General features: G+C 55.9%; 19 protein-coding genes. 2 read left to right on the top strand and 17 right to left on the bottom strand.

Annotation, left to right across the window (positions count from 1 at the left end):
* Positions 1–32: 32 nt before the first annotated feature.
* The 8 genes from uvrB to IEN85_RS07555 all read right to left on the bottom strand — a co-directional run bounded on the left by uvrB (position 33) and on the right by IEN85_RS07555 (position 8,197).
* Positions 33–2,036 carry an excinuclease ABC subunit UvrB gene (gene uvrB / locus IEN85_RS07590; protein WP_191616480.1) on the bottom strand — a complete coding sequence of 668 codons (2,004 nt, stop codon included), beginning with the start codon at positions 2,034–2,036 and terminating at the stop codon, positions 33–35.
* A gap of 27 nt (positions 2,037–2,063) precedes the next feature.
* The gene (locus tag IEN85_RS07585) at positions 2,064–3,332 is read right to left on the bottom strand and encodes a dicarboxylate/amino acid:cation symporter (RefSeq protein ID WP_191616479.1); all 1,269 of its coding nucleotides are present in this window, start codon (positions 3,330–3,332) and stop codon (positions 2,064–2,066) included.
* Between the two features lie 95 nt (positions 3,333–3,427).
* Positions 3,428–4,828 (bottom strand): hypothetical protein, encoded by a 1,401-nt coding sequence (locus IEN85_RS07580; RefSeq protein ID WP_191616478.1) that lies wholly within the window; start codon positions 4,826–4,828, stop codon positions 3,428–3,430.
* 9 nt (positions 4,829–4,837) lie between these two features.
* Positions 4,838–5,440, bottom strand: coding sequence for an adenylyl-sulfate kinase (gene cysC / locus IEN85_RS07575; protein WP_191616477.1), 603 nt, complete (start codon positions 5,438–5,440; stop codon positions 4,838–4,840).
* A gap of 55 nt (positions 5,441–5,495) precedes the next feature.
* Positions 5,496–6,242 (bottom strand): tetratricopeptide repeat protein, encoded by a 747-nt coding sequence (locus tag IEN85_RS07570; RefSeq protein ID WP_191616476.1) that lies wholly within the window; start codon positions 6,240–6,242, stop codon positions 5,496–5,498.
* Positions 6,232–7,050, bottom strand: coding sequence for an ABC transporter permease subunit (locus IEN85_RS07565; RefSeq protein WP_191616475.1), 819 nt, complete (start codon positions 7,048–7,050; stop codon positions 6,232–6,234). The genes IEN85_RS07570 and IEN85_RS07565 overlap by 11 nt, the downstream gene beginning before the upstream one ends.
* The gene (locus IEN85_RS07560) at positions 7,047–7,910 is read right to left on the bottom strand and encodes an ABC transporter ATP-binding protein (RefSeq protein ID WP_191616474.1); all 864 of its coding nucleotides are present in this window, start codon (positions 7,908–7,910) and stop codon (positions 7,047–7,049) included. The genes IEN85_RS07565 and IEN85_RS07560 overlap by 4 nt, the downstream gene beginning before the upstream one ends.
* Before the next feature lie 2 nt (positions 7,911–7,912).
* Positions 7,913–8,197: an acylphosphatase gene (locus IEN85_RS07555; RefSeq protein WP_191616473.1), complete on the bottom strand. Its 285-nt coding sequence runs from the start codon at positions 8,195–8,197 to the stop codon at positions 7,913–7,915.
* A gap of 183 nt (positions 8,198–8,380) precedes the next feature.
* Here IEN85_RS07555 and IEN85_RS07550 point away from each other — a divergent pair, with 183 nt between their 5' ends.
* Complete coding sequence (locus tag IEN85_RS07550) at positions 8,381–9,034, top strand: hypothetical protein (protein ID WP_191616472.1); 654 nt, start codon at positions 8,381–8,383, stop codon at positions 9,032–9,034.
* A 62-nt stretch (positions 9,035–9,096) separates the two neighbouring features.
* The gene (locus IEN85_RS07545; RefSeq protein ID WP_191616471.1) at positions 9,097–9,909 is read left to right on the top strand and encodes a hypothetical protein; all 813 of its coding nucleotides are present in this window, start codon (positions 9,097–9,099) and stop codon (positions 9,907–9,909) included.
* Here the strand turns inward: IEN85_RS07545 and IEN85_RS07540 are convergent.
* The 9 genes from IEN85_RS07540 to tilS all read right to left on the bottom strand — a co-directional run bounded on the left by IEN85_RS07540 (position 9,906) and on the right by tilS (position 21,820).
* A complete protein-coding gene (locus IEN85_RS07540; protein WP_191616470.1) occupies positions 9,906–11,645 on the bottom strand; it encodes a response regulator in 1,740 nt (579 codons plus the stop codon). The genes IEN85_RS07545 and IEN85_RS07540 overlap by 4 nt on opposite strands.
* A 132-nt stretch (positions 11,646–11,777) precedes the next feature.
* Positions 11,778–12,626 carry a universal stress protein gene (locus IEN85_RS07535; RefSeq protein WP_191616469.1) on the bottom strand — a complete coding sequence of 283 codons (849 nt, stop codon included), beginning with the start codon at positions 12,624–12,626 and terminating at the stop codon, positions 11,778–11,780.
* A gap of 12 nt (positions 12,627–12,638) precedes the next feature.
* On the bottom strand, positions 12,639–13,919 hold the full coding sequence (locus tag IEN85_RS07530) for a glucose-1-phosphate adenylyltransferase (RefSeq protein ID WP_191616468.1): 1,281 nt from the start codon (positions 13,917–13,919) through the stop codon (positions 12,639–12,641).
* Between the two features lie 277 nt (positions 13,920–14,196).
* Positions 14,197–14,541, bottom strand: coding sequence for a hypothetical protein (locus tag IEN85_RS07525; RefSeq protein ID WP_191616467.1), 345 nt, complete (start codon positions 14,539–14,541; stop codon positions 14,197–14,199).
* 141 nt (positions 14,542–14,682) lie between these two features.
* Positions 14,683–15,969 (bottom strand): sulfate adenylyltransferase subunit 1, encoded by a 1,287-nt coding sequence (locus IEN85_RS07520; protein WP_191616466.1) that lies wholly within the window; start codon positions 15,967–15,969, stop codon positions 14,683–14,685.
* Between the two features lie 46 nt (positions 15,970–16,015).
* Positions 16,016–16,921 (bottom strand): sulfate adenylyltransferase subunit CysD, encoded by a 906-nt coding sequence (gene cysD, locus IEN85_RS07515; protein WP_191616465.1) that lies wholly within the window; start codon positions 16,919–16,921, stop codon positions 16,016–16,018.
* A 55-nt stretch (positions 16,922–16,976) separates the two neighbouring features.
* Positions 16,977–18,239 carry an aminotransferase-like domain-containing protein gene (locus IEN85_RS07510; protein WP_191616464.1) on the bottom strand — a complete coding sequence of 421 codons (1,263 nt, stop codon included), beginning with the start codon at positions 18,237–18,239 and terminating at the stop codon, positions 16,977–16,979.
* Between the two features lie 82 nt (positions 18,240–18,321).
* Complete coding sequence (ftsH, locus tag IEN85_RS07505) at positions 18,322–20,352, bottom strand: ATP-dependent zinc metalloprotease FtsH (RefSeq protein WP_191616463.1); 2,031 nt, start codon at positions 20,350–20,352, stop codon at positions 18,322–18,324.
* 31 nt (positions 20,353–20,383) lie between these two features.
* A complete protein-coding gene (tilS, locus tag IEN85_RS07500) occupies positions 20,384–21,820 on the bottom strand; it encodes a tRNA lysidine(34) synthetase TilS (protein WP_191616462.1) in 1,437 nt (478 codons plus the stop codon).
* Positions 21,821–21,832 lie beyond the last annotated feature (12 nt).

Raw genomic sequence — 21,832 nt, 5'->3', positions numbered from 1 at the left:
TCACCCTCTTCACTTTTGGAGAACCAAAGGAATCAGCGTCTCTTCCTGCGCCCGTATCCAGATTTAGCTGACGGCGCAGCCGCCCCACCTGACTTTAAAGAGTCAATTTGATCTCTCAACAATGCGGCCTTCTCGAACTCAAGCCGCGCCGCCGCTTCGTCCATTTCGACGGTTAATTCGTCGATTACCGCTTGCACGTCGTCGTCCTCGCCAACCATCGGGGCTGCCTCATCAGCCTCCTCCTGCAGCTCTCGCAAGCTCTGCTGGTCGCCGCGATTGACGCTCTTCGGCACGATCCCATGAGCCTCATTGTATTCGATTTGCTTGGAGCGGCGGTACTCGGTGGTTTCCATCGTTCTTCGAATCGAATCCGTGATTACATCCGCATAGAAGATGACTCGACCTTTCTCGTGGCGAGCCGCCCTCCCAGCTGTCTGCACCAAACTCGTTTCGCTGCGCAAGAATCCTTCCTTATCCGCATCCAAAATCGCAACCAAGGCAACCTCCGGCAAGTCGAGCCCCTCCCGTAAAAGGTTGATTCCAACCAATACATCGAATCGCCCGGCTCTCAATCGCCTCAATATCTCGACGCGTTCCAAGGCATCAATATCCGAGTGCAAATACTCGACGCTGACATCCTTTTCGCGCAAATACGCGGTAATATCCTCGCTCAAGCGCTTGGTCAGCGTGGTGACCAAGACACGCTCGCCCGCCTCGATAGCCTTGCGAATCTCCGCAACCAAGTCTTCAACCTGGCCTTTCGTCGGTCGAATGGTGATCACAGGATCGAGCAGGCCCGTTGGACGGATAACCTGCTCCGCTATCACTTCGCTTTTTTCCCGTTCAAACTTCGCCGGTGTAGCCGTCACGTAAATCGTTTGCCCCGTCACTTCCATGAATTCCTGAAAATTCATAGGCCGATTTTCCAGGGCGGAGGGCAGGCGAAAACCATGCTCCACCAGGGTCGTCTTGCGCGATCGGTCCCCCGCGTACATCGCTCCCACCTGGGGAATAGTCACATGGCTCTCATCAACAAAGGTGAGGAAGTCCTTCTGGAAAAAGTCGATCAAGCAAAAGGGTCGCTCGCCGGGAGTACGTCCCGAGAGGTGCATCGAATAATTTTCGATGCCGTTGCAGAAGCCTACCTCTTGCATCATTTCCAAGTCGTAGTTGGTACGCATGGAAATCCTCTGCGCCTCCAGCAGTTGCCCTTTCGCCTCAAACTCCGCAACTCGCTCCTTCAGCTCAGCCTTGATGACACCAACTGCCCGCTCCATCTTCTCCTTGGTGGTCACGAACTGGTTGGCTGGATAAAGGTCGAAACGCTCCAAATCTTGAATGACGTTCCCAGTCAGCGGATCAAACTCAGAAATTCTCTCGATCTCGTCGCCCCAAAACTCGACGCGCAAGCCCTTTTCCAAGTAGGCAGGCATGACGTCCACCACATCGCCCCGAACGCGAAACCGGCCTCGCTCCAAATTGACGTCGTTTCGCTCATACAGGATTTCGATTAAGCCATTGAGCAACTTGTCGCGTCCGTATTCTTCGCCTATCCTGAGCGGGATCATCAGCTCCTGGAAATCGTCAGGCGAACCCAATCCATAGATGCAAGACACGCTCGCAATCACGATCACGTCACGGCGACTGATAAGGCTGCTCGTAGTTGAAATACGGAGACGGTCGATCTCATCATTGATAGACGAATCCTTTTCGATGTACGTATCCGACGACGGGACGTAGGCTTCCGGTTGGTAGTAGTCGTAATAGCTTACGAAGTACTCCACCGCGTTCTCAGGGAAGAAGCGCTTGAACTCGGAATAGAGCTGAGCCGCCAAAGTCTTGTTGTGCGAAATGATCAGCGCCGGTCGATCCAGATCGGCGATAATGTTCGCCATGGAAAACGTCTTTCCCGAACCGGTTACGCCGAGCAAGGTCTGGAACTTGTTCCCCGCTCGAATAGAGCCCAGAAGCGAAGCGATCGCCTCGGGCTGATCGCCCATCGGCTTGTAGTCTGAATTGAGCTTGAACAATCCCATCCTAGCTAACAACGAAGCCTCCAGCCTTCAGGCTGCGTTTGGATCCGCGTTGTACTGCTCTTCGTCAAGCTGCCCTTCGCTCTTCGCCACGATACAGGTCACCGCGGCATCCCCCGTCACGTTGACCGCAGTTCGCAACATATCCAGCACGCGGTCAATTCCGACGATCAAGCTGACCTTTTCCACTGGCAAGCCCACCTGGTTTAGCACCATAGCAAGCATCACCAGACCAACGCCAGGCACGCCAGCAGTCCCGATTGAGGCCAAGGTTGCCGTGACCACGACCATCAGGATCTGGCTCAAGCTGAGATCCATCCCCGAGAGCTGAGCGATAAAGACTGTGGCGACCCCTTGCATGATGGCCGTTCCGTCCATATTGATGGTTGCCCCCAGCGGAATAGTAAAAGAGGCAGTCGAGTTCTTAACGCCCAGCTTCTTTTCCGCAGTCTCCAAAGTCACCGGCAAGGTAGCATTGCTGCTCGCCGTACTGAAGGCGAAGATCTGCACCTTGTAGAAATTTTTCAGGAACTGGACCGGGCTGAGACCACTGAACACCTTCAACAAAGTCGGATAGACAACCACGGCATGAATGACCAAAGCGAGAATCACCAACAAGAAATACTTACCCAGTTCGATAATCGCATCCACTCCTTGCTCCGCGAAGACGATGGTTATTTTTGCAAAAACGCCAAATGGAGCGATCAGCATCAATACCAAAACCAAGTTCAGAACGATCTCGTTGAGGTCCGAAAAAAGGCTCAGGACACGTTGTCCTGCTTTTCCCGATACGACCATGGCCAGTCCGAAAAGGATCGAAAAAACGATGATCTGCAGCATGTTTCCCTCTGCCATAGCGCTGACCGGATTGGTCGGAAACATGTTGGTGATCACCTCCCAGATTGTCGGGGCCTCCGTAGCGACGTAGTCTTCTACGCCAGTGGGATTGACGCCAACACCCGGCTTGAAGATGAAGGCCAACGCCATCGCGATAGATATAGCGATGCAAGTCGTCAGCAAATAGAGCGACACCGTTTTAAGACCGATCTTTCCCAGCTTCCGAACATCGTCCATCGCCGCCGTACCACACACCAGCGACACAAATACCAGAGGCACAACTAAGAGCTTGAGGGAGCGAATGAAGATGTCACCCACGACTCCCAAGGCGCCGTCGAGGATATGGTCGTTGACGAAGGCGTTTTCCTGCAAGCCCAGCACGTTTAGCACGATGCCCAGAAACAAGCCTAGCACCATGGCGATCAGGATGTTGCGAGTCAGTTTGGTATTCGAGATCTTCATAGGCGTTGTATTGGGACGAGGCAGGGTCATCGAACACTGAAGCGGCTACCTCCTTCCGCTTCAAAGCAAATATCTCTTTACAGCAAATCCAGCGCCTAGACGCCGAGCACTTTCAACATTCCACTCCATACAGTACTCCAAAAGCGTGAGGCCTTGGTTGCGTCCTCCTCCGAAATCTCTTGGCACAGAAAAACGCCCTTCCCTCGAAAGACATCGTCGAAGAGCGGGTTGAATCCGCGAAAGTAGCCCCAAAACGTTTCCGCCCTTACCACTCCGTATCCAAGATCTGGAGTAAAACCGATAGTAGCGATTTGATTGGAGCGACGCCCCTTGTTCTCGTCTGTATCCATTACCTCCAAGCGCACGCCTCGAATGCCAGAAACCACAAGGGAACACTCGCCCTGAAAGACGAAATAGCGGAATTGGAAGGTGAGCCAAGCCTGCGGATGAAACAAACGCCAACGACGTTGGATCTGTACCGGCTCGCCGTTTCTCGATACGATTCCTGCGATGCTGCTGGGGCGCGCTACCAGTTGACCACCCGCCGGCACGTTTACGATCGCAACTTCCAATTCCGCCTTCCTCTGAGGCGAAACAGTGACTTGCCCCGTCCCTCCTTTCGGCGCCGCGAGCTCGATCATCTCGATCAGGCCCGCCGCAAGGCAAGTCGCCGGAATGCTCCAGTCCAGAACAAATCGTGTCTTGCGCTTGAGGCTTTCGTCCGAGGCTTGAAGGTAGGATTCCTTCACCCATAGCCGATCCCCCTCATCTAAAGTAACGCGGGCTGACACTCCCGCTTCGCCCAAGCTCGAAACCGGTAGCGCCTCCTCCACAAGCCGGATCGGCCCCGAGAGCGAAAGCATCGGAGCCCATACGTAAAACGCGAACAGCTTCCAAGCAATCGGTGCCAATATGGCGATGGCCAAAGCGGCTAGCAAATAAGGCTTCAAGCGCTTCCAAGCCTCCTCCATGTGCTCGAGAAAACCGGAGGCCTGCCCCTCCAGCTCGCCGATCCTCCCTTCAAGCGACTTCGCTTCTTCGCTGAAAGAGATGCGCTTCACTCTTAAATCTGACTGTTCGTTGACGAGCGCCTTGCGGGCTTCTGCCAGCGAGGCGCGTTCCGCCTTCGCCTCCTGCAGGCGGCGTTCGCTCTGGGCACGCTCTTCCGAGCTCATTGTAATGAACCTTTCGATACGATTCAAAATCCCATCGAAGTACTCGATCACTTGGTTTGCGGCTTCGATGCGTTTCCGCGTCTGCTCGATTTCCTCACCCAATTCAATCAAGCGTGTGTGCGCCGTCTCGAGTTCCGCGTAGACGACCGTCGCTCGCTCTTGCAGGTCCGCAAGTTCGGATACGCGACTCCCTTCCGAGCTACGGCTTTTTTGGACAAATATCCAAAATGCCAATACTGCTACCGCCAATGCCGCAATGACCGCCAAGACGATCCCCTTGCTCAGGATCCACTTGGCTAGTTTCAGCAAAACCAGCGGCATACCCTTTCCCTATTCGCCTCTCTCCACGCGTGGAGCAACGAAATCGACGAGCGCCTGCAGGGATTCCTCCACGGATTGAGCTTCCGTGTCGATCACCAGATCCGTCACCTTCGGCTCCTCGAATCCGGAATCCTTGCCCGTAAAGTTGGGCACCAAGCCCTTCTCCATTTTCGCGTAAAGGCCTTTGACGTCGCGTTGCTTGCAAGTTTCGAAGGATGCTTTCACGTACACCTCGATCAGGTTGTCCTTCCCGATTATCTCCCGCGCCAACGAGCGCAGCTCCTCGCTGGGCGTAATGAAGGAATTCAAAGTGATCATTCCCGCATCCGCGAAAAGCTTGGAAACTTCTGCGATGCGTCGAATGTTCTCTCGTCGATCCTCGTCCGAAAAACCAAGGCCCGCATTGAGTCCCGTGCGAATGTTATCTCCGTCGAGCACATACACGTGCTTTCCGCTCTGGTGAAGCGACTTCTCCAAGGCAATGGCCAGCGTGCTCTTTCCAGATCCAGAGAGTCCACAAAGCCAAACGACCTTCCCCTTTTGACCAAGCGAGGCCTCACGGTCAGCTTGGTTCAGCAATCTGTCGGAAATGGGATGTAGGTTTTCGTCCATAGTCACCGCAAATACTCCAGCATGTGCCCGAGAGGGCAAGCCCAGAGCTTTGCGCTCAGGAGCCTTCTCCGAGCTGAGCCCCTAGGGCCTCGATACGCCTTGCTACAAACGGCTTCAAAGCCGTGCGATCATCGTCGGAAAGCGTGGCGTAATGACTTTTCAGATACTCGTACGCCTCCCGTACCTGACCGTTTTTCACCAAGATCTCAGCGTAAACGCGACAGATATGGTTCGGTACCTCCTCTTGTTGTACCGCCTGTTTGAAGAATACGAGAGCCCGATCCAAATCCGCCAACCGCTGCCAGCAAATCGCGGCCTTCTCCACAAGGATGGGAATCTCGTGCGACATCGCTTCCGGAGCCCGCTCTAGAAAAGCGAGAGCTTGCTCCCCGTACGCCTTGCGAATCTCGATTCCTTCTTCGCTCTCGAAGAGGCTCTCCATAAAGTCGTCCCCGACCTGCCAGACTGGCATGTCGTTGGCAATTATGCGCGATCCATCTACCCAGAAGTACACCGATTCTGGATTGAGCGAGACAGCGAGCTGCATCTTTTCCAGGACCTCCTCTTTCAGACGGTATCTCCAATCTCCGTACATGCTGATCCAGACGAAATTGGCCGCCACGTTCCGATAGCCGCCCAAAGCGGCAAGAGTGATTCCATGGCCGAGGCCTTGCGACAAGGAGGCTAGCGAATTCCCTGCATCCGCCTCGTCAACCGCCCGCTGCCTCACCGGTTGCAGCAAGAGTCCTGCCCCTAGGGAGGACAGAAACCAGAGGACTGCCAATCGTTTCTTAAAGTTCACGGTGCTTCAGGACCAAGGCCGCCAAGCAGCCGTACAAGACCGAATAGACAAATGCGTAGACCACCAGGCTGAGGACCGACGCTCCAAGAGGCTCCGAACGATCCAAGGCCTGATAACCCAAGTCGAAAACGCGCAAGTCCGGAATCAACAGGGTGACCACCTTGAGCGCGCTCTGGCCAATCCCGTCGCCCCACTCTGCAACGAGAGAGCCTCGCAACTGAGCGATCACCCAGACGAAAAAACCCATGAAAACAGCGAACATAGAGGAGCTCGCGTAGGACGAAAAGAAAGCGGTTATGCTGGCGAGGACCATCAAACGAAGGCACTGCATGGCCGCGAATAAAAGAACTCCGGAATAGCTCACCGACTGTCGACTCAAGGTGTCTTCAACGCCCCAATCCGGCATTTGCAGCTCTCGAATCCACAAGGCCAGTATCAGCGCCAAGGTCAGAATTCCGATGAAGGAGCAAATCGTCAGCCATGCCCCGAGAAGTTTTCCTATCAAAAACTCCCCGCGACTCACAGGCTTGGAGAGTATCGGCAGGATGGTCCGCTGCTCAATTTCCCCGTAGCAGAGCTGCACTGTAGCCACCACGGCTACGATCGATCCTAACAAGGTCATCGCCCCGAAGCCAAAGTCAGCGATAAAACGCAGCTCAGAGCTCCCGAGGTTGAATTCCTGGAAATACAATCCGCCGGCCAGGGAAACCACGCCACTGACCACTAGCAGCAGGATCAAGCGCATACGAATGGCCTCGCGAAAGGTGTTTCCGGCGATTGCCGCGATCCGGTCGATGATCCCCTTCACTGTCCCTTGCTCCTTTCGTCGTCGTTGCTGACAAGCTCGCGGAACAAAGACTCCAAATCTTGCCCCATCGGCTTCATTCGCCCGCCTTTCAGTTCCACCAAACGCGCCACTTCCGCCTGAGCAGACTCCTCTAGCCCCTCAAGCGAAAAGCGAGGATTCTCGCTCGGGCGCAACAGCTGCTCGATTCCGCCGCTGGCCAAGAGGCGGCCTTTGTTCATAATGCCAACGGCATCGCACAAGTCCTGTACCTGCGTCAAAAGGTGGGAACAAAGAAGCACTGTTTTACCACGCTCCCGCAGGCCACGCACAAAATCCCCAACTTCTGCCGCTCCCACCGGATCGACCCCGGCAGTTGGCTCGTCGAGCACCAGTATCTCAGGGTCACCTAGGAGCGCCTGAGCGAAGCCCAATCGCTGCAACATCCCTTTCGAGTAGGATCCCAGCTTTCTATCCATGGCATCCGAGAGTCCGAACTGCCCCAGAAGCTCAACGGACTGCTGTTCGAGCGAAACCTTCGACAGTCCCATGAGCTTACCGAAAAAGCGGAGCAACTCCTTTCCTGTCAGAAATTTATGATAGTATGGGGCATCCGGGAGATAACCGACTTGGCGGCGGATCCCCGGATCCTTTGGAGAACCTCCTAGAATACGAACTTCACCCTTGGAGGGTTCGCTAAGCCCCAGCAGCATGCGGATCGTCGTGCTCTTCCCAGAGCCATTCGGGCCCAGCAGCCCGAAAACGGAATTGCGTGGAATCTCCAGACTGAGAGAGTCCACCGCTCGCAAGTAGCGCCCCCTTTCCATGAGGGGAAAGTCTTTCGTCAGCTCCTTGAGCTGAATTGCCTGCCCCAGCTCGTTCAAGACTAAGCGATCCTGAAAGTAGTAAAGCTTTTGGCCCGACGTCCTTCCGAGGATTCCGTCTTGCGCACGTAGGCATCCAGCTCGTCCACCACGCTTGCCAGCATCTCTCGGCATTCCTCTTTCTCGCCTTCGATTTCCAGTTCGACGCGTCCGTCCGCCAAGTTGCGCACGAAGCCAGTCACTTCATAGCCCTTGGCAAGCTGAGCCGTGGAGTAGCGAAAGCCCACCCCTTGGACGTGACCTGAAAAGTAGGCCGTGAGATAGAATGTGGAATCCGGCTCATTCATAAGCTCCTAATAAACAGTCATAAACGCACGACTCCAGCGAATTATCCGCTTTCCTGATAAATCGTAAAGGCCCGCGCTTGTTAACAACGTATCGGGAATAATAACTACCAATATTAAGTTGCATCGCAGAAATCGCATTCTTACGTTTCCGCGTCTTTTAAAAAAAGCCTGTAAACGAACCGAATGGGAAATTACGAGAGCGACTCTAATCCTAACAACGAGTGGGAAGAAAGCTGGGATTCCACCTGGAACGAATTCAACTGGGAACAATACCTCCGGTCCGAATCCGACGAAATCCGGAAGTACCAAGCGATCTACAGCAAGCTGATCCGCAGCGCCAACCGGCTCGATGAAGTAGCGCTTTACATGGGATGGCAGCCAAGGCCAGAGGGCCAAGAGCCTGAAATGGACATCGAAGCGGAGCAAGCCGCTCCCTACACGCTACATCGCCACCCTCTCTTCGTCTCCAGCAAGGCGCTCCACGGCTGGCTCGTGGAACAATGGGGACGTCGCGTCGCGCTCACGCCCGAGGCAGTCGACGCATCTAGAGCACTTTCTTACCAAACCGCACTTACAGAATCAGACTACTACGGACTGCTTGCCGTTACCGCGCTCGATATGGACGACTTCGCCTTGGCGATCGCCTACTTCAAACGCGGCATGGTGTCCCTTAACACCGCTCTCGGCATGCTTTCCGACTTCGAATCACTACAAATCGAATCTGTTTCGCTCTATGCGAAGCATGCTCGAATTCGTCTCTTCGATATTCGGGAAATTTGGCTTCGAGTCACTTCCGATTGTCGCGCGACAATCGCGAGAGGCTCAGACGAGGACTAAGGCGCGCCCCCTTTGCCTGACGCTTCGTCACTCCCAACAGACACACGATCCACCTTAGTAGCATGACTCTCAAAAAGTTCAGGGTCCAGCGCCTGTCGCAGGATTCCTTCTCTCCCGAGCGCCGTCTTGTCCGCTCCCTGCTCCGCAAGGCAGCCCGCGGAAACCTGCACGCTTACGTGCAAGCTTCCTCCAACTACACGAACCTGATCTCGGAATACCTCTACCTAGCCGGCCTGACCGGCAAGGCTGAGCGAATCTTCGAGATGAAGAACGTTCTGGGAGACTGCTGGCGCTACCTCCCCTACACCCGCCGGGTCTCAGACTTCGAACGATTCCTGCAAGTCCGCCTCGAGCGCTACCACAGCGCCAGCGCGCCACACTTCCAAGAGCCGCATCAAGCGCTCAATAATCTTAGCCACGAGGGGCGCTTCTTGCTGGCAGCCCGTTTCCTCAACAACTGGAGCCACAAAACCTTGCGGCTCGCCCTGCGTACTCGCAAGAAGGAGCTTTCCCTCTCCCTCATGCAGCTTCGCTGCCTGCTTACTGGTATCGAAACGGAAAAGCTGACATGGGTCGAGCAAGCGCAAATCCTGCGCATCAGCGAACTCCTTGAGGGCGGGTACTCCAACAAGGACTGCCGCAAAATAGAGAGGGAAATCAGCGGGCAATACCACGCCTTACAGTTCAAGACCGACTGGTTGAGCTACCGTTGCGAACTGGCCCACTTGAGATCCGAGATGATTTTGGACGACTCCGAACAAGCTGAACTGAACGCTGCGATGATTGACTTGATCAAGCTTCAGCCCATGGAAAAGCCCCGGCTTTACGACAGCTTGGTCAACCAAATCTCTTTCGTCCGCCTTCCGCTTCTCTAGGATTCCTTGGGCGCCACGGGCCGCTCGCTGCAATAGTGGTTCACCGCCCCGAGCAAGGTCTCTTTCTTGACCGGTTTAGCGAGAAAGTCGTTCATACCGGACTCAAAGCAGAGATCCCGGTCGTGCGCGAAGGCGTTCGCGGTCAAGGCAACGATAGGCACACCTCGGTTCACGTGATCGCTGGGGAGGGAACGAATACGTTTCGCCGTCTCGAACCCGTCTAGCTTCGGCATGAGGCAATCCATAAAAATCAGGTCGAATTTGAATTCATCCACGAGGTCCAAAGCTTCCAAACCATTGCGCGCCAAATGCACGGTATGCTTCGCCCGCTCGAGCAGCGACTCGATAACATGCTGGTTGATCCGGTTGTCCTCAACCACTAGGATCCTAGCATTCTCAACCGTCGCCGTCGCCTGGGCAAGATCGACCTCCCGCTCGACAGGCGTACCTTCAATCAAGGGAATCCAAAAATCGAATACAGAACCTGCTGGCACATTGTTCCGATAGGTAAGCTCACCATCCATCAAGCCAGCAAGACGCTTGGAAATCGCCAATCCCAGACCAGTGCCCTTCTCCTCGAGTCCCGTCTCCGCTTGACCAAACGCCTCGAAGAGCCGTTCGAACGAGTCAGAATCAATCCCCAATCCGGTATCTATCACCGACATCAGGAGACCTTCCCTTTCCCTCGTCTGCTTCGATATCGTCAGAGTAACACCCCCTTCATCGGTGAACTTCAGGGCATTGCTGAGCAAGTTAGCCAATACCTGCCTCACACGAACAGAGTCACCACGGAGGTACTGAGGCACCTGCGGGTCGATGAAGATGTCGTAGCGAAGCCCTTTTTCCTTCGCAAGCGCGGTGAAGAGCGCGTAGGTCGCGTTGCAAGCAAAAGCGAAGTCGAAGGATTGCTGCTTCACGTCCAGCTTGCCTGCTTCGATTTTTGAAAAATCGAGCACATCGTCGAGGATCCTGACAAGAGACTCTCCCGAGAGCTTGATCATTTCGACCTTCTCCGATATCTCTCGATCAAGATCGTAGCTGAGCAGATCATCCGCCACCGCCAAGACTCCATTCATGGGAGTGCGAATCTCGTGGGACATGGTTGCAAGAAAGTCGCCCTTCTTGACGCTGAAATCAACCGCAGACCGAGCGTCCTTCGACTTTTCCGAGAGTCTTTCAAGCAGGGAAAAACGCTCCTTCTCCAACTCGGTAAGAGCGTCCGTCCGATCGTTGTTCAACCTCTCTATCCAATCGTCGAACTGTGTCATCCTCAGCCTGAACTCCTTCTCGATTTCTCGAAAGATTTGCAACCGAGCCCCACTCTCCAAACCAAGCTCTGCGGCTCCGGACTCGCCCAAGGCTAACAGCTTTAGCCTTTCCGCATCCCCGTCAACCGATCGAGCGAAACGGAGCAATCCATACAATCCGAGAGCAAACACGCACAGGCCGCTCAGAAAGCAGGCGACTCCCAACCCCGAAAGCCCCATGAAATCCGTACGCGATTGAGCGCGCGAAGCAAATGCCTCCAGCTGCGCTCGAGCAATGGAAAGAGCCTCACCAGCAGATGCAGTTTCAACGGATTGGCTCCTGCGATTGAAGGCTGCGACCAGTTCATTGGCATCTTCAGAGACCGAAGCCGCCTCCGCATCGACCTGCGCCAGAGCGATCCAAATGGGAGCGACCATCAAGACGCCGCCCAACACAAGCATCAGGCAGTAACGTATCTGGATTCGCATACCGGTATTCATCGATTCAATGCCGCTAGGCAATCGATCCAGAAGGGCTTGGCTCAAATTCCCAGTTAGCAGCGGCAAAAGAACGGTATATGCCGCGCAAATGCAAATACTAGCGTAAGTTCACTACGCAATTCAACGGAACAATAGCGTCGGCAAGCGGCAATCCCGCAGAATTTCCGTGGTTGTGCTCCCAATAATGAGATGCCTGATCTTGGAATGCCCATAGGCTCCCATAGCCAGCAAGCCGATACCCGTTTCCTTGGCATACTCCGACAACTCCGGAGCCACGGCCCCATGCAACATCTGGCAGTTTACCTTGAGGCCTGCCGATCCGAGACGATCCTCAGCTGCCTTGAGCTCGCTAAGCACTCCCGCCTCGTCGTCTTTCTTCGAAACGCTCACCAGATGAAGCTCGATATCTGAGAAGAAGATCGAATTGCAAAAATAGTCGATGGCTGCGTTGCAACTAGGCACGTTTTCGTAGGCCAACATAACCTTGTCCACTGGCTGGAAGGCTCTGGAAGCGACAAGACAAGGCTTGCTCGAAGCGCGCACGACCCGCTCCATGGTCGAACCCAAATGCTCGGCCGCAAAATTCGCGTTTTCGCCCCGTTTGCCGATAACGATGAGTTCCGCGGTCTCCTCCAACTCGCTCAACGAGTCGACGAGAAAGCCCGTCTTATGGATTCGCGAGACCTCCCCTTCGAAACCTGCCTTCCTGACCAGGTCCTCCGCACGTTCGAGAACGAGAGACGCCTTCTGCTCTTCGAGCTGCTGCAGCTCTCCCATTATGGACTGATAAGGCTGCAAGCCAAGGCTGCCACTGAGATCCGCGACAAACGGAATTTCGAACTGCCGCAGATCCGTGACGTAAACGACGTCGATCTGAGCCTTCATTCGCTGCGCCACCCACGCTGCGTATTCGCAGCAGCTTTGAGAATACTGGGAGCCGTCTATGCAAGCGAGGACCTTCATCGACATGTGTAATGGAGTTTACAATACAGTGTTCGCGGGGACGCAGGTGTTCTTCGTAACAATCACCACGCCGTCCCTCACAAAAACACCGTTCTTTTCATACATGTCCGGCTTGCCCTCGGGATTCAACTTCACGTTGTCTCCGATTCGAGCGCCCTTGTCGATAATGGCGTTCTTGATCTCGCAGTTCAAGCCGACCCCCACGTCCGGGCGGCCCAACTCGCGATTGAGGCGGCGATCCTCGGCGCTCTCGAAGTCGTCGGCTCCCATCATTATCACGTTTTCCAAGCGCGTTCCTTCACGCAGCACGGAACGGATGCCAATCACGCAGCGCTTGAGGTAAGAGTCCGTGATGATGCAACCGTCGCCGATGATCACGTGATTGATCGAGCAACGATTGATCTTGCTGGCAGGCAGGTAGCGAGCGCGGGTGAAAATGGGACGTCCGCGAGAGAAGAAGTTGAACTTCGGCATCGGATCCGCCAGCTGCAGATTCGCATCGAAAAATGCTTTCACGGTTCCGATATCTTCCCAGTAGCCCTCGAAAATCGTGGCCCTGAGCTTGGACGAGCCAAGCAGGGAAGGTATGACTTCCTTGCCGAAGTCGGTCATCGAATTGTCCAAGGCATCGATCATCGTTTTCCGATTGAAAACGTAGATGCCCATGGAGGCCAAACAACACTCCTTAGGATTGCTCGTCTTGAGCGTTCCCGCGATGTTTTCCGGAATCTTCAAGCCATCGATCACCTTCGGGTCAGTCGGCTTTTCCACGAACTCAGTAATCTCCAGCGACTCCGACACTCGCATCAGCCCCAAACCGGTGCAGCTCTGGGCCGGAAACGGGATGGCAGCCACAGTCACTTCCGCATCGTTCTTGATGTGCTCTGCGATGATCTTGTCGTAGTCCATCCGGTAAAGCTGGTCTCCCGAAAGAATGACCACGTAATCGTATTCGCTGTTCGTGAAATGATGGATGTTTTGGCGAACCGCATCCGCTGTTCCTTGATACCAGTTGTCCCCTTTCTCCGTCTGCTCAGCCGAGAGGATATCAACGGTACCGCCTCCAAATGGATCGAAACGATAGGTCTCCTGGATGTGGCGGTGAAGCGATGCCGTATTGAACTGCGTCAGCAGGTAGATGTTGTTTATCCCGGAATTGAGGCAGTTGCTGATGGGGATATCGACCAAGCGGTACTTACCAGCGAGCGGCACCGCGGGCTTGCAGCGCTCTTTTGTGAGTGGATAGAGTCGCGATCCACGGCCCCCTCCCATAATGACGGCGATTGCTTTCTTTTGCATGATATATCTCTAAGCGTATTAGGAATCAACTAGTTCCACTGAATACCCTATTCAGGATCGCAAACTTCACAACCACAAAACCCAGAACGCTTTGTGAATTTCCGAAGACTTGCGTCCCGAGCCGTGCCGATTCACTGGAGCGCATGGATGCGCCAAGGATCAATAGCCCCGGACATCGACCAGAGCCCACGACCCGCGTATCCAATAATTAGTACAAAGACTCTCCCTCCCAGACGAGGGCGGGCCTACATTATTGCCGAGGGACGCGCCAAGGACCTCAACCTACCGCGTTGATCCGATCGCAAACAAGCTTGGCCGCCGTCTTCACAGCGCTACGCGTCGATCGAATCTGCAGCCATTCAAGTTGAGTCGTCAGGATCGCCTTCACGTTAGGCCGCAAGTCCTTCGCGGTACCCAGCGTTTCGATTTCCGGCAAACCTGCCAGCGAACGAATCTTTTGGATATTCGTCAGCTGAAAAAGCATGAAATCGCGAATGCTGACGCGACGGTCCGCATCGACTGGACAGCCGGCGTCGATGGAAAGCTGAACCCAGCCTCTCGAGCACTTGAGTCTCGCTGCGATTTCATCGATCGACATGGGTTGTTCATCAGCCTTTTGCATAGTGTTTACACTAATTTTAAAGACCTACCTGTAAAGACTTTGTAAACAAGGATACACTCTAAGGGAGCTCCTGACAAAAAAAAGACGCTGCTTCCCGACTGGCAGGATGGCAGCGTCCGAAAAAAACAGGCAATCGCCTCGCTAGCGGATCATTCCCGCAGCGACCGTCTCGTTGGTGAACGCGTCGACGAGGATGAAGGAACCGGTGACGCGGTTGCGCTTGTAGCTGTCGTAGCAGAGCGGAGAGGCGGTTCTGATCGTGATGCGCCCGATGTCGTTGAGCTGGAACTCGTTGTCGCCTTCGATCTTGTGCAAGGTGTTGATGTCCACCTTGTACTTCACCTCGCGCACGAGCGCCTTAGCTTCCTTGGCGCAGTGGCGGATGATAAACTTTCCGCGCGGGTTGAGCGGCTTGTCCGAGAACCAGCAGATCATGGCGTCGATGTCCTGCCCGACCGTCGGCGGGTTGTTCGGCTTGGCGATCATGTCGCCCCGGCTGATGTCGATCTCGCGGTCAAGCGTCATGGAGATGCTTAGCGGGGAAAACGCTTCCGGCAGCTCTCCGTCTGCGGTATGCAGCGCCTTCACCTTGGCCTCGAAGCCGGAAGGATACACTACCACGCTGTCGCCCGGCTTGAAAACGCCGCCAGCGACACGGCCCGCGTAGCCGCGGAAGTCGTGGAACTCGTCGCTGTGCGGACGAATCACCCACTGGACCGGCAAGCGGGAGTCGACGTGGTTCGCGTCCGGCCCGACGTAAAGCGTCTCGAGATGGTAGAGCAGCGTCGGCCCCTTGTACCAGTCCATGTTCTGGGACTTGTCCACCACGTTGTCGCCCTTAAGGGCGCTGATGGGAATGAAGGAAACCTCCACGATGTTGTCCAGGCGAGACGCGAACTTCTGGAAGTCGGCCTTGATCTTGTTGAAGGTATCCTCCGACCAGTCCACCAGGTCCATCTTGTTGACCGCGATCACCACGTGCTGGATGCGCAGCAGGTTGGCGATGAAGCTGTGGCGGCAGGTCTGCTCTATAACCCCCTTGCGGGCGTCGACCAGGATGATGGCGAGGTTCGCGGTGGAAGCGCCGGTCACCATGTTTCTGGTGTACTGGATATGGCCCGGCGTGTCCGCGATGATGAACTTGCGGCGCGGGGTGGCGAAGTAGCGGTAGGCCACGTCGATCGTAATCCCCTGCTCGCGCTCGGAGCGAAGCCCGTCCGTGAGCAAGGCGAGGTTCACGTGCTCGTCGCCGCGCTGCTTGCTGGTTCTTTCGATCGACTCGAGCTGGTCCTCGAAGATCGCCTTGGAGTCGTACATCAGGCGCCCGATCAAGGTGGACTTTCCGTCGTCGACCGAACCTGCGGTCGTGAAGCGGAGCAAGTCCATGTCGAGGTAGCCTTTTTCCGAAGAGCTGTTTTCTGTGCTCATAGTGTTGGGAAATTCGTATTAATGTTTTGGTTACGGCAGCGACGGATCAAAAGTAGCCGGCCTTCTTGCGGTCTTCCATGGCGCTTTCGCTTCGCTTGTCGTCGGCGCGGTTGCCGCGCTCGGTCTGGCGGGCGGCGGCCACTTCCTCGATGATCTTGTCCATCGTGTCGGCGTCGGATTCAACCGCGCCGGTGATGGTAGCATCCCCCATGGTGCGGAAGCGAATCCGCTTCTTCTCCACCGTCTCGCCGTCGCGCGGCTGGACGAACTCGGACACGGCCAGGATGGTGCCGTTGCGCACCACGACCTCACGCTCGTGAGAGTAGTAGAGGCTCGGCAGCTCGATGTTCTCGGCCTTCATGTACTGCCAGACGTCCATCTCCGTCCAGTTGGAGAGGGGGAAGACGCGGAAGTGCTCGCCGTGGGCCATGCGGCCGTTGAAAAGGTTCCACAGCTCGGGCCGCTGGTTCTTGGGATCCCACTGCCCGAACTCGTCGCGATGCGAGAAGAAGCGCTCCTTGGCGCGGGCCTTCTCCTCGTCGCGGCGGGCGCCGCCCATGGCGGCGTCGTACTGCCCCTCCTCGAGGGCGTCGAGCAAGGTCTGGATCTGCAGCATGTTGCGGGACGCGTTGGGCCCCTTCTCCTCCACGACGCGCCCTTCCGCGATCGCCTTCTCCACGGAAGCGACCACCAGACTGGCTCCCAGCCCTTCCACGAGATCGTCGCGGTACTGGATGGTCTCCGGGAAGTTGTGCCCGGTATCCACGTGCAGCAGGGGAAACGGGATCTTCGCGGGCCAGAAGGCCTTGGCCGCAAGATGCGTCATCACGATGGAGTCCTTGCCGCCGGAGAACATGAGCACGGGACGCTCGAACTGGGCAGCCGTTTCGCGGAGGATGTAGATCGCTTCGCTCTCGAGCTGCTTCAAATGCGTTACTGAGTAATCTTGCATATCTTAGTAAAGTTAAAGGAGATTTCTGAATTCGGGTTGTCAGTCAACTGTGTTTTCAGGAAATTCTCGTAGGCGTAAAGCGTTGGGCTGCCGCGCAAAAGCGGCAGGCCGCCTCGCGAAGCTCCGAAGTTCCAAGCACCCCAAAACTGAGCCTCACGCGATTCCGCGGCTTCCCCTCCGCATGGCATAGCTCTCCGGGCACGTACATGACTCCCGCCTCTATCGCAGACTCGTGGAAAGCTGAGTCGAATCCGGTCTGCACTCCCTCCGGAGCCGTAAGCCAAAGATAAAGCCCTCCATCAGGTCGGGACCAGCTCCAGCCCATATCCACAAGCGAGGTTTCCAAGCGAGAGCTCAACGCCTGCATCTTTCCCTGGTAAGACGACCTCAGAACTGCCAAGTGACGATCAAACAGTCCCGTCTCAAGCGACTTGGCTAGCAACGCTTGATTGTAGTTCGCCGTCCCGAAGTCCTGCTGCCCCTTGATCGCCATCATGCGAGCAAGCCAGTCGTCGTGCGTGCAGTAGCCAAAGCCAACCTTTAGTCCGGTCGCGAAGGGCTTGGTCAAGGTAGTCGAATAAAGAACCGGTACCGCTCCGCATTCATCGAGTAGAGCGATCGCGCTTTCAGAGTCGTGAGGCTCGCTGTAGTAAAGCTCCCGGTAGGCGGCATCCTCAAGAAGCGCAATCCTCCCGTCGTAGCGCTGCAAAAGCCCCAATACCGCACTTTTGCTCGCTCTCGAAACGCTCCGCCCACTCGGATTCGCGTAGTAGCTGATCATGTAAACCGCTTTCAGGCGGTCGATATCGCCAGAACTCGAGAACTCATCCAAGAGCCTTTCAAGCCCATCCGTATCGATTTCTCCACTACTCGTGGTCGGCATCGAAATCGCTTCCACGCCCAGGCCTCGCAGCATCTCGAGGAAAACGAAATAAGTAGGCTGCTCGACAAGCACGATGTCACCGGCGTCGCAGAGACTCTGCACCGCAAGGTAGAGAGCTTGCTGTGAGCCGTTGGTCACAAACGACCGATCGACCGTATAGGTTTCCATCGCAGAATCTTGTCGCTGCAACCTCTCGGACATGAGTTGACGGAGCCTCGGATTTCCCTGGTTCGCTCCATACTGCAAGACAGAGCGATCTCCTTCTTTCTCCAACTCCACCGCCATGGCAGTGAGTTCTGCCAGGGGCAAAGTCTGGTTGTCCGTGAAACCTGCGGCGAGGCTGAGCAAGTCGGGGCGTTGCAAAGCAACGGTCATCAAGCGAGCAATATCCGACTCTTTTTGACGCAAGCCGAGTTTGGAGAAATTCAGTGACATGAGGAGGAGGCTTTAAAACCAAAAAGACAGCGGCGAGTCCTTCGCCACTGTCTGATTAAGAATTTTGATACAGCTAATTCGTCTAAGCGATCGATGGTGTGCCGTCTACGGCCGGCGGAGTGACGTCCTCCTTAGCCTTTTTCTTAACGGCTTGCTCGTTGGCCTTTTTCTCAGCTTCCCGCTTCTCATCCAGTTCCGTCTTGGAAGAGACCACCTCGGAACGGATGTCACCATGCTCCAAGATCTCTTCCACGTGTTTACCATCGATCGTCTCGTACTTGAGCAAGGCCTCCGCGATCGTCACCAAAGCATCCTTGCGTTCTTCGATCATCCCGCGAGCCCGTTCGAATTGCTCGTGGATAATTTCGCTGACAGCTTCGTCGATTGCCTTCGCTGTGCTTTCGCTGTGGTCTTGAGTGCGGTTGATGTCTCGACCTAGGAAAACCTGATCTTGGTTTTCGCCAAAAGATATCGGGCCGAGCTTGCTCATGCCGTACCGGCAGACCATGTCGCGAGCGGACTTGGTCGCTTGAGAAATGTCCGCTACAGCTCCAGTGCTGTAATCGCCAGTAATAATCTCTTCCGCAAGACGGCCGGCCATGCAGACCGCGATGTAGTCTTCCAGCTGCTTTTTGGACATGCCCAGGCTATCCTTAGTGGGAGCCATCATAGCCATACCGAGCGTGCCCCCGCGCGGGAGGATGGTAACCTTGTGCAAGCGAACGTCCTTGTCCTTCAAGAGGACGCGAACCATCGCGTGTCCGGCCTCATGATAAGCGGTCGAGCGCAAGTCATCCTCGTCCACCACGCGTCGCCGTTCGCGGCCGAAGGAAATCTTGTCGCGAGCCTCGTCCATGTCGATATTCTCGACCTTATCCTTGCCCTTGCGAGCCGCCATCAAAGCGCCTTCGTTGAGCAAGTTGGCAAGGTCAGCGCCCGCGAAGCCGGGAGTAACGCGAGCGATCGCAGACAAATCGACCTCTTCGCTGAGACGAATCTTCTTGGCGTGCACCTTGAGAATCTCTTCGCGTCCCTTCAGGTCCGGCAGCCCCACTTCCACCTGACGGTCAAAGCGTCCCGGACGCAACAACGCTCGGTCGAGCACATCGGCACGGTTTGTCGCAGCGATGATGATCACGCCCTCCGTGGTGTCGAAGCCATCCATTTCCACGAGCAGCGAGTTCAGCGTCTGCTCGCGTTCGTCATTGCCGCCACCTAGTCCCGCGCCACGCTGGCGACCGACCGCGTCGATTTCGTCCACGAAGATCAAACAAGGGGCGCTCTTGCGACCTTGCTCGAACATATCGCGCACGCGGCTGGCACCTACGCCGACGAACATCTCCACGAAATCGGAGCCGCTGATGGAGAAAAACGGAACGTCCGCTTCGCCCGCAACTGCCTTCGCTAACAAGGTTTTGCCCGTACCTGGAGGACCCACCATCAAGATGCCCTTGGGAATCTTGCCGCCCATGCGTTGGAAGCGCTTGGGATCCTTGAGGAAATCTATGACCTCGCTCACCTCTTCCTTCGCCTCGTCACAGCCCGCTACGTTGGCGAATGTGATCTTGTCTTTGTCGCGAGTGAGCAACTTGGCCTTGCTCTTGCCGAAGCTTAGAGCTCCCTTGCCCGCCATACGGAGCTGGCGAACGAAGAGGAAGTAAAGCAAACCGATCACTAGCAGGAAGGGAATGATGCCGGCCAACAGCTGCGGAAGGAAGGTGTTGGGGCTGGTTTCCTTAAAAACGCCGCTCGACTGCAAGATCTCGTAATTTGCCTCCGAGAGACGCCCGTTGGCCACGAATCCCTTGTTGGCGATCACCTCGTCCCCCAACTCGTTGGTCGTAGGGGATGCAACCGTGCCCCTGATCTCATACCAATCCATGCCGCCATTGGGCATGGGGGCGATCTTGCCGGCAAGGACGCGTCCTTGCTCGGTCATTTCGATCACTTTGGTGACCGGCAGGGTTTCGACTTCGCCGGTGTCGGTGGAGTTCTGCCAGATGATCAGCATCAGTGCGATGAGGACCACCCAGAATATGATTACCTTAGGTTGGAAACGCTCGGGCCCGCCTTTCATGGGGCCGCGTCGGTTGGAACTATTTTTATCGGGCATTAAATTCTAATGGAGACCTGTAGGTTGAGTCTCATCTAACGTAAGTCAATCGCAAGGCGGCATCACTGCCAAAACCCAGCTTACCGTCCGCATAGGGCGGGATTCCTGGCACCCAAAGGATTCCGGACTCCTCGCTGACAAACACCGGCAAGCGGTCCCTATCCATTCGGTCTATCTTACGATCAATGAACAATTTCTTAAGTTTCTTTGGCGACGATTTACCGAAGGGCTTGAATGCGTCGCCCGGAGCTCTCTTACGGACCCAGAGCCGGTCGCTCTGGTTCCCTCTGTCGTCCAAGTACACGTTCCAAGCGTCGTCGTTACTGCCGGAAACGATCTTTTCGCGAAGCGCTCCGTCCAAACGCAGCCGTTCAGCCGAAACCCGTGCTCCGTCAGGCAAGTAAGCAATCGTCCCTATTGGCAGGGTAAACGCTTCCCAATCAGCGAAGCCGCTTCCCTCTTCCGTTTTCGAAATACGCAGCCAATCGGCAGAGAACTGGTAACTCGAGCCCTGCCCCACGTCCAGCTTCAGCGGATCGCCCGCTTGAACAGCCGCCAAGGCCAACTCCAACGCCTCCGCCGCAACTCCAGCCCCTCCCGGCATCAACAGCAACAGGCGCCGCTGCAAGCCGCGCGGCAACGAGGCGACCTCACGCCGATCGAGAGCCGTTTCGCTCTTATCCCAACACTGACGCCAAAAGTAAGCCGCCGCCGCGTCCAGGGCCTCCGCGTCCTCAGCCAACAAGCACCGACTTCTTCCCACCCCCTTGCGAAGGGGCCTATCCGCCGCTCGCTCCCAAGCAGGCACCGCCTCCTTTCGCAAGCGAGCTCGATAGTTCTTGTCCGATCGATTGCTTTCGTCCTCCCGCCAAGGCACCTCAGCAAGCTGAAGCTCCTTGCGAAGCTCGTCACGCCCCCAATCCAATATCGGACGCAGGAAATGCAAGCCGCTCCCCGCGCTGGAAACGTCTCGCGGAGCGCAAAGCCCTTGCAGGCCCGCTCCTCGCGAAAGGCGCATCAACATCGTTTCCACCACGTCGTCGGCATGATGCCCCGTGCAGATCCAAGCAGGTCGCGCCTCGCAAGCCCCGCTCGCTTGGCGAAAAAAAGCGAGCCGCGCCTCGCGCGCCGTAGCTTCGCTGACTTGGTCCAAACCGCCTGTCCACTCTGCCCGAGCATCCATAAACTGAATACCAAGAGCGTCCGCCATTTGGCGCACATACGCAGCGTCCCCGACCGAGGCTTGCCCCCGCAAGGCATGGTCAAAGTGCAGAACGCAAAGACTCCCCGCCCTCTTTTGCCGGACCAAGTACGAGCGCAACAAAAGCAAGGCGAACACCGAATCTGCCCCACCCGAACAGGCGAGATAGACGGACTCCAGCCTATCCAGCCTCTCGATTACGTTTCTCGGAATACGGGAGAGGTCGAGTCTCGACTCGAGCCGACAAGCTGCCTCTTCCCAATCCAATACGCTTCGCCT

The sequence above is a fragment of the Pelagicoccus enzymogenes genome, assembly GCF_014803405.1.
Taxonomy (GTDB): Bacteria; Verrucomicrobiota; Verrucomicrobiia; order Opitutales; family Opitutaceae; genus Pelagicoccus; species Pelagicoccus enzymogenes.
This window is presented reverse-complemented; position numbering and strand designations above follow the sequence as displayed.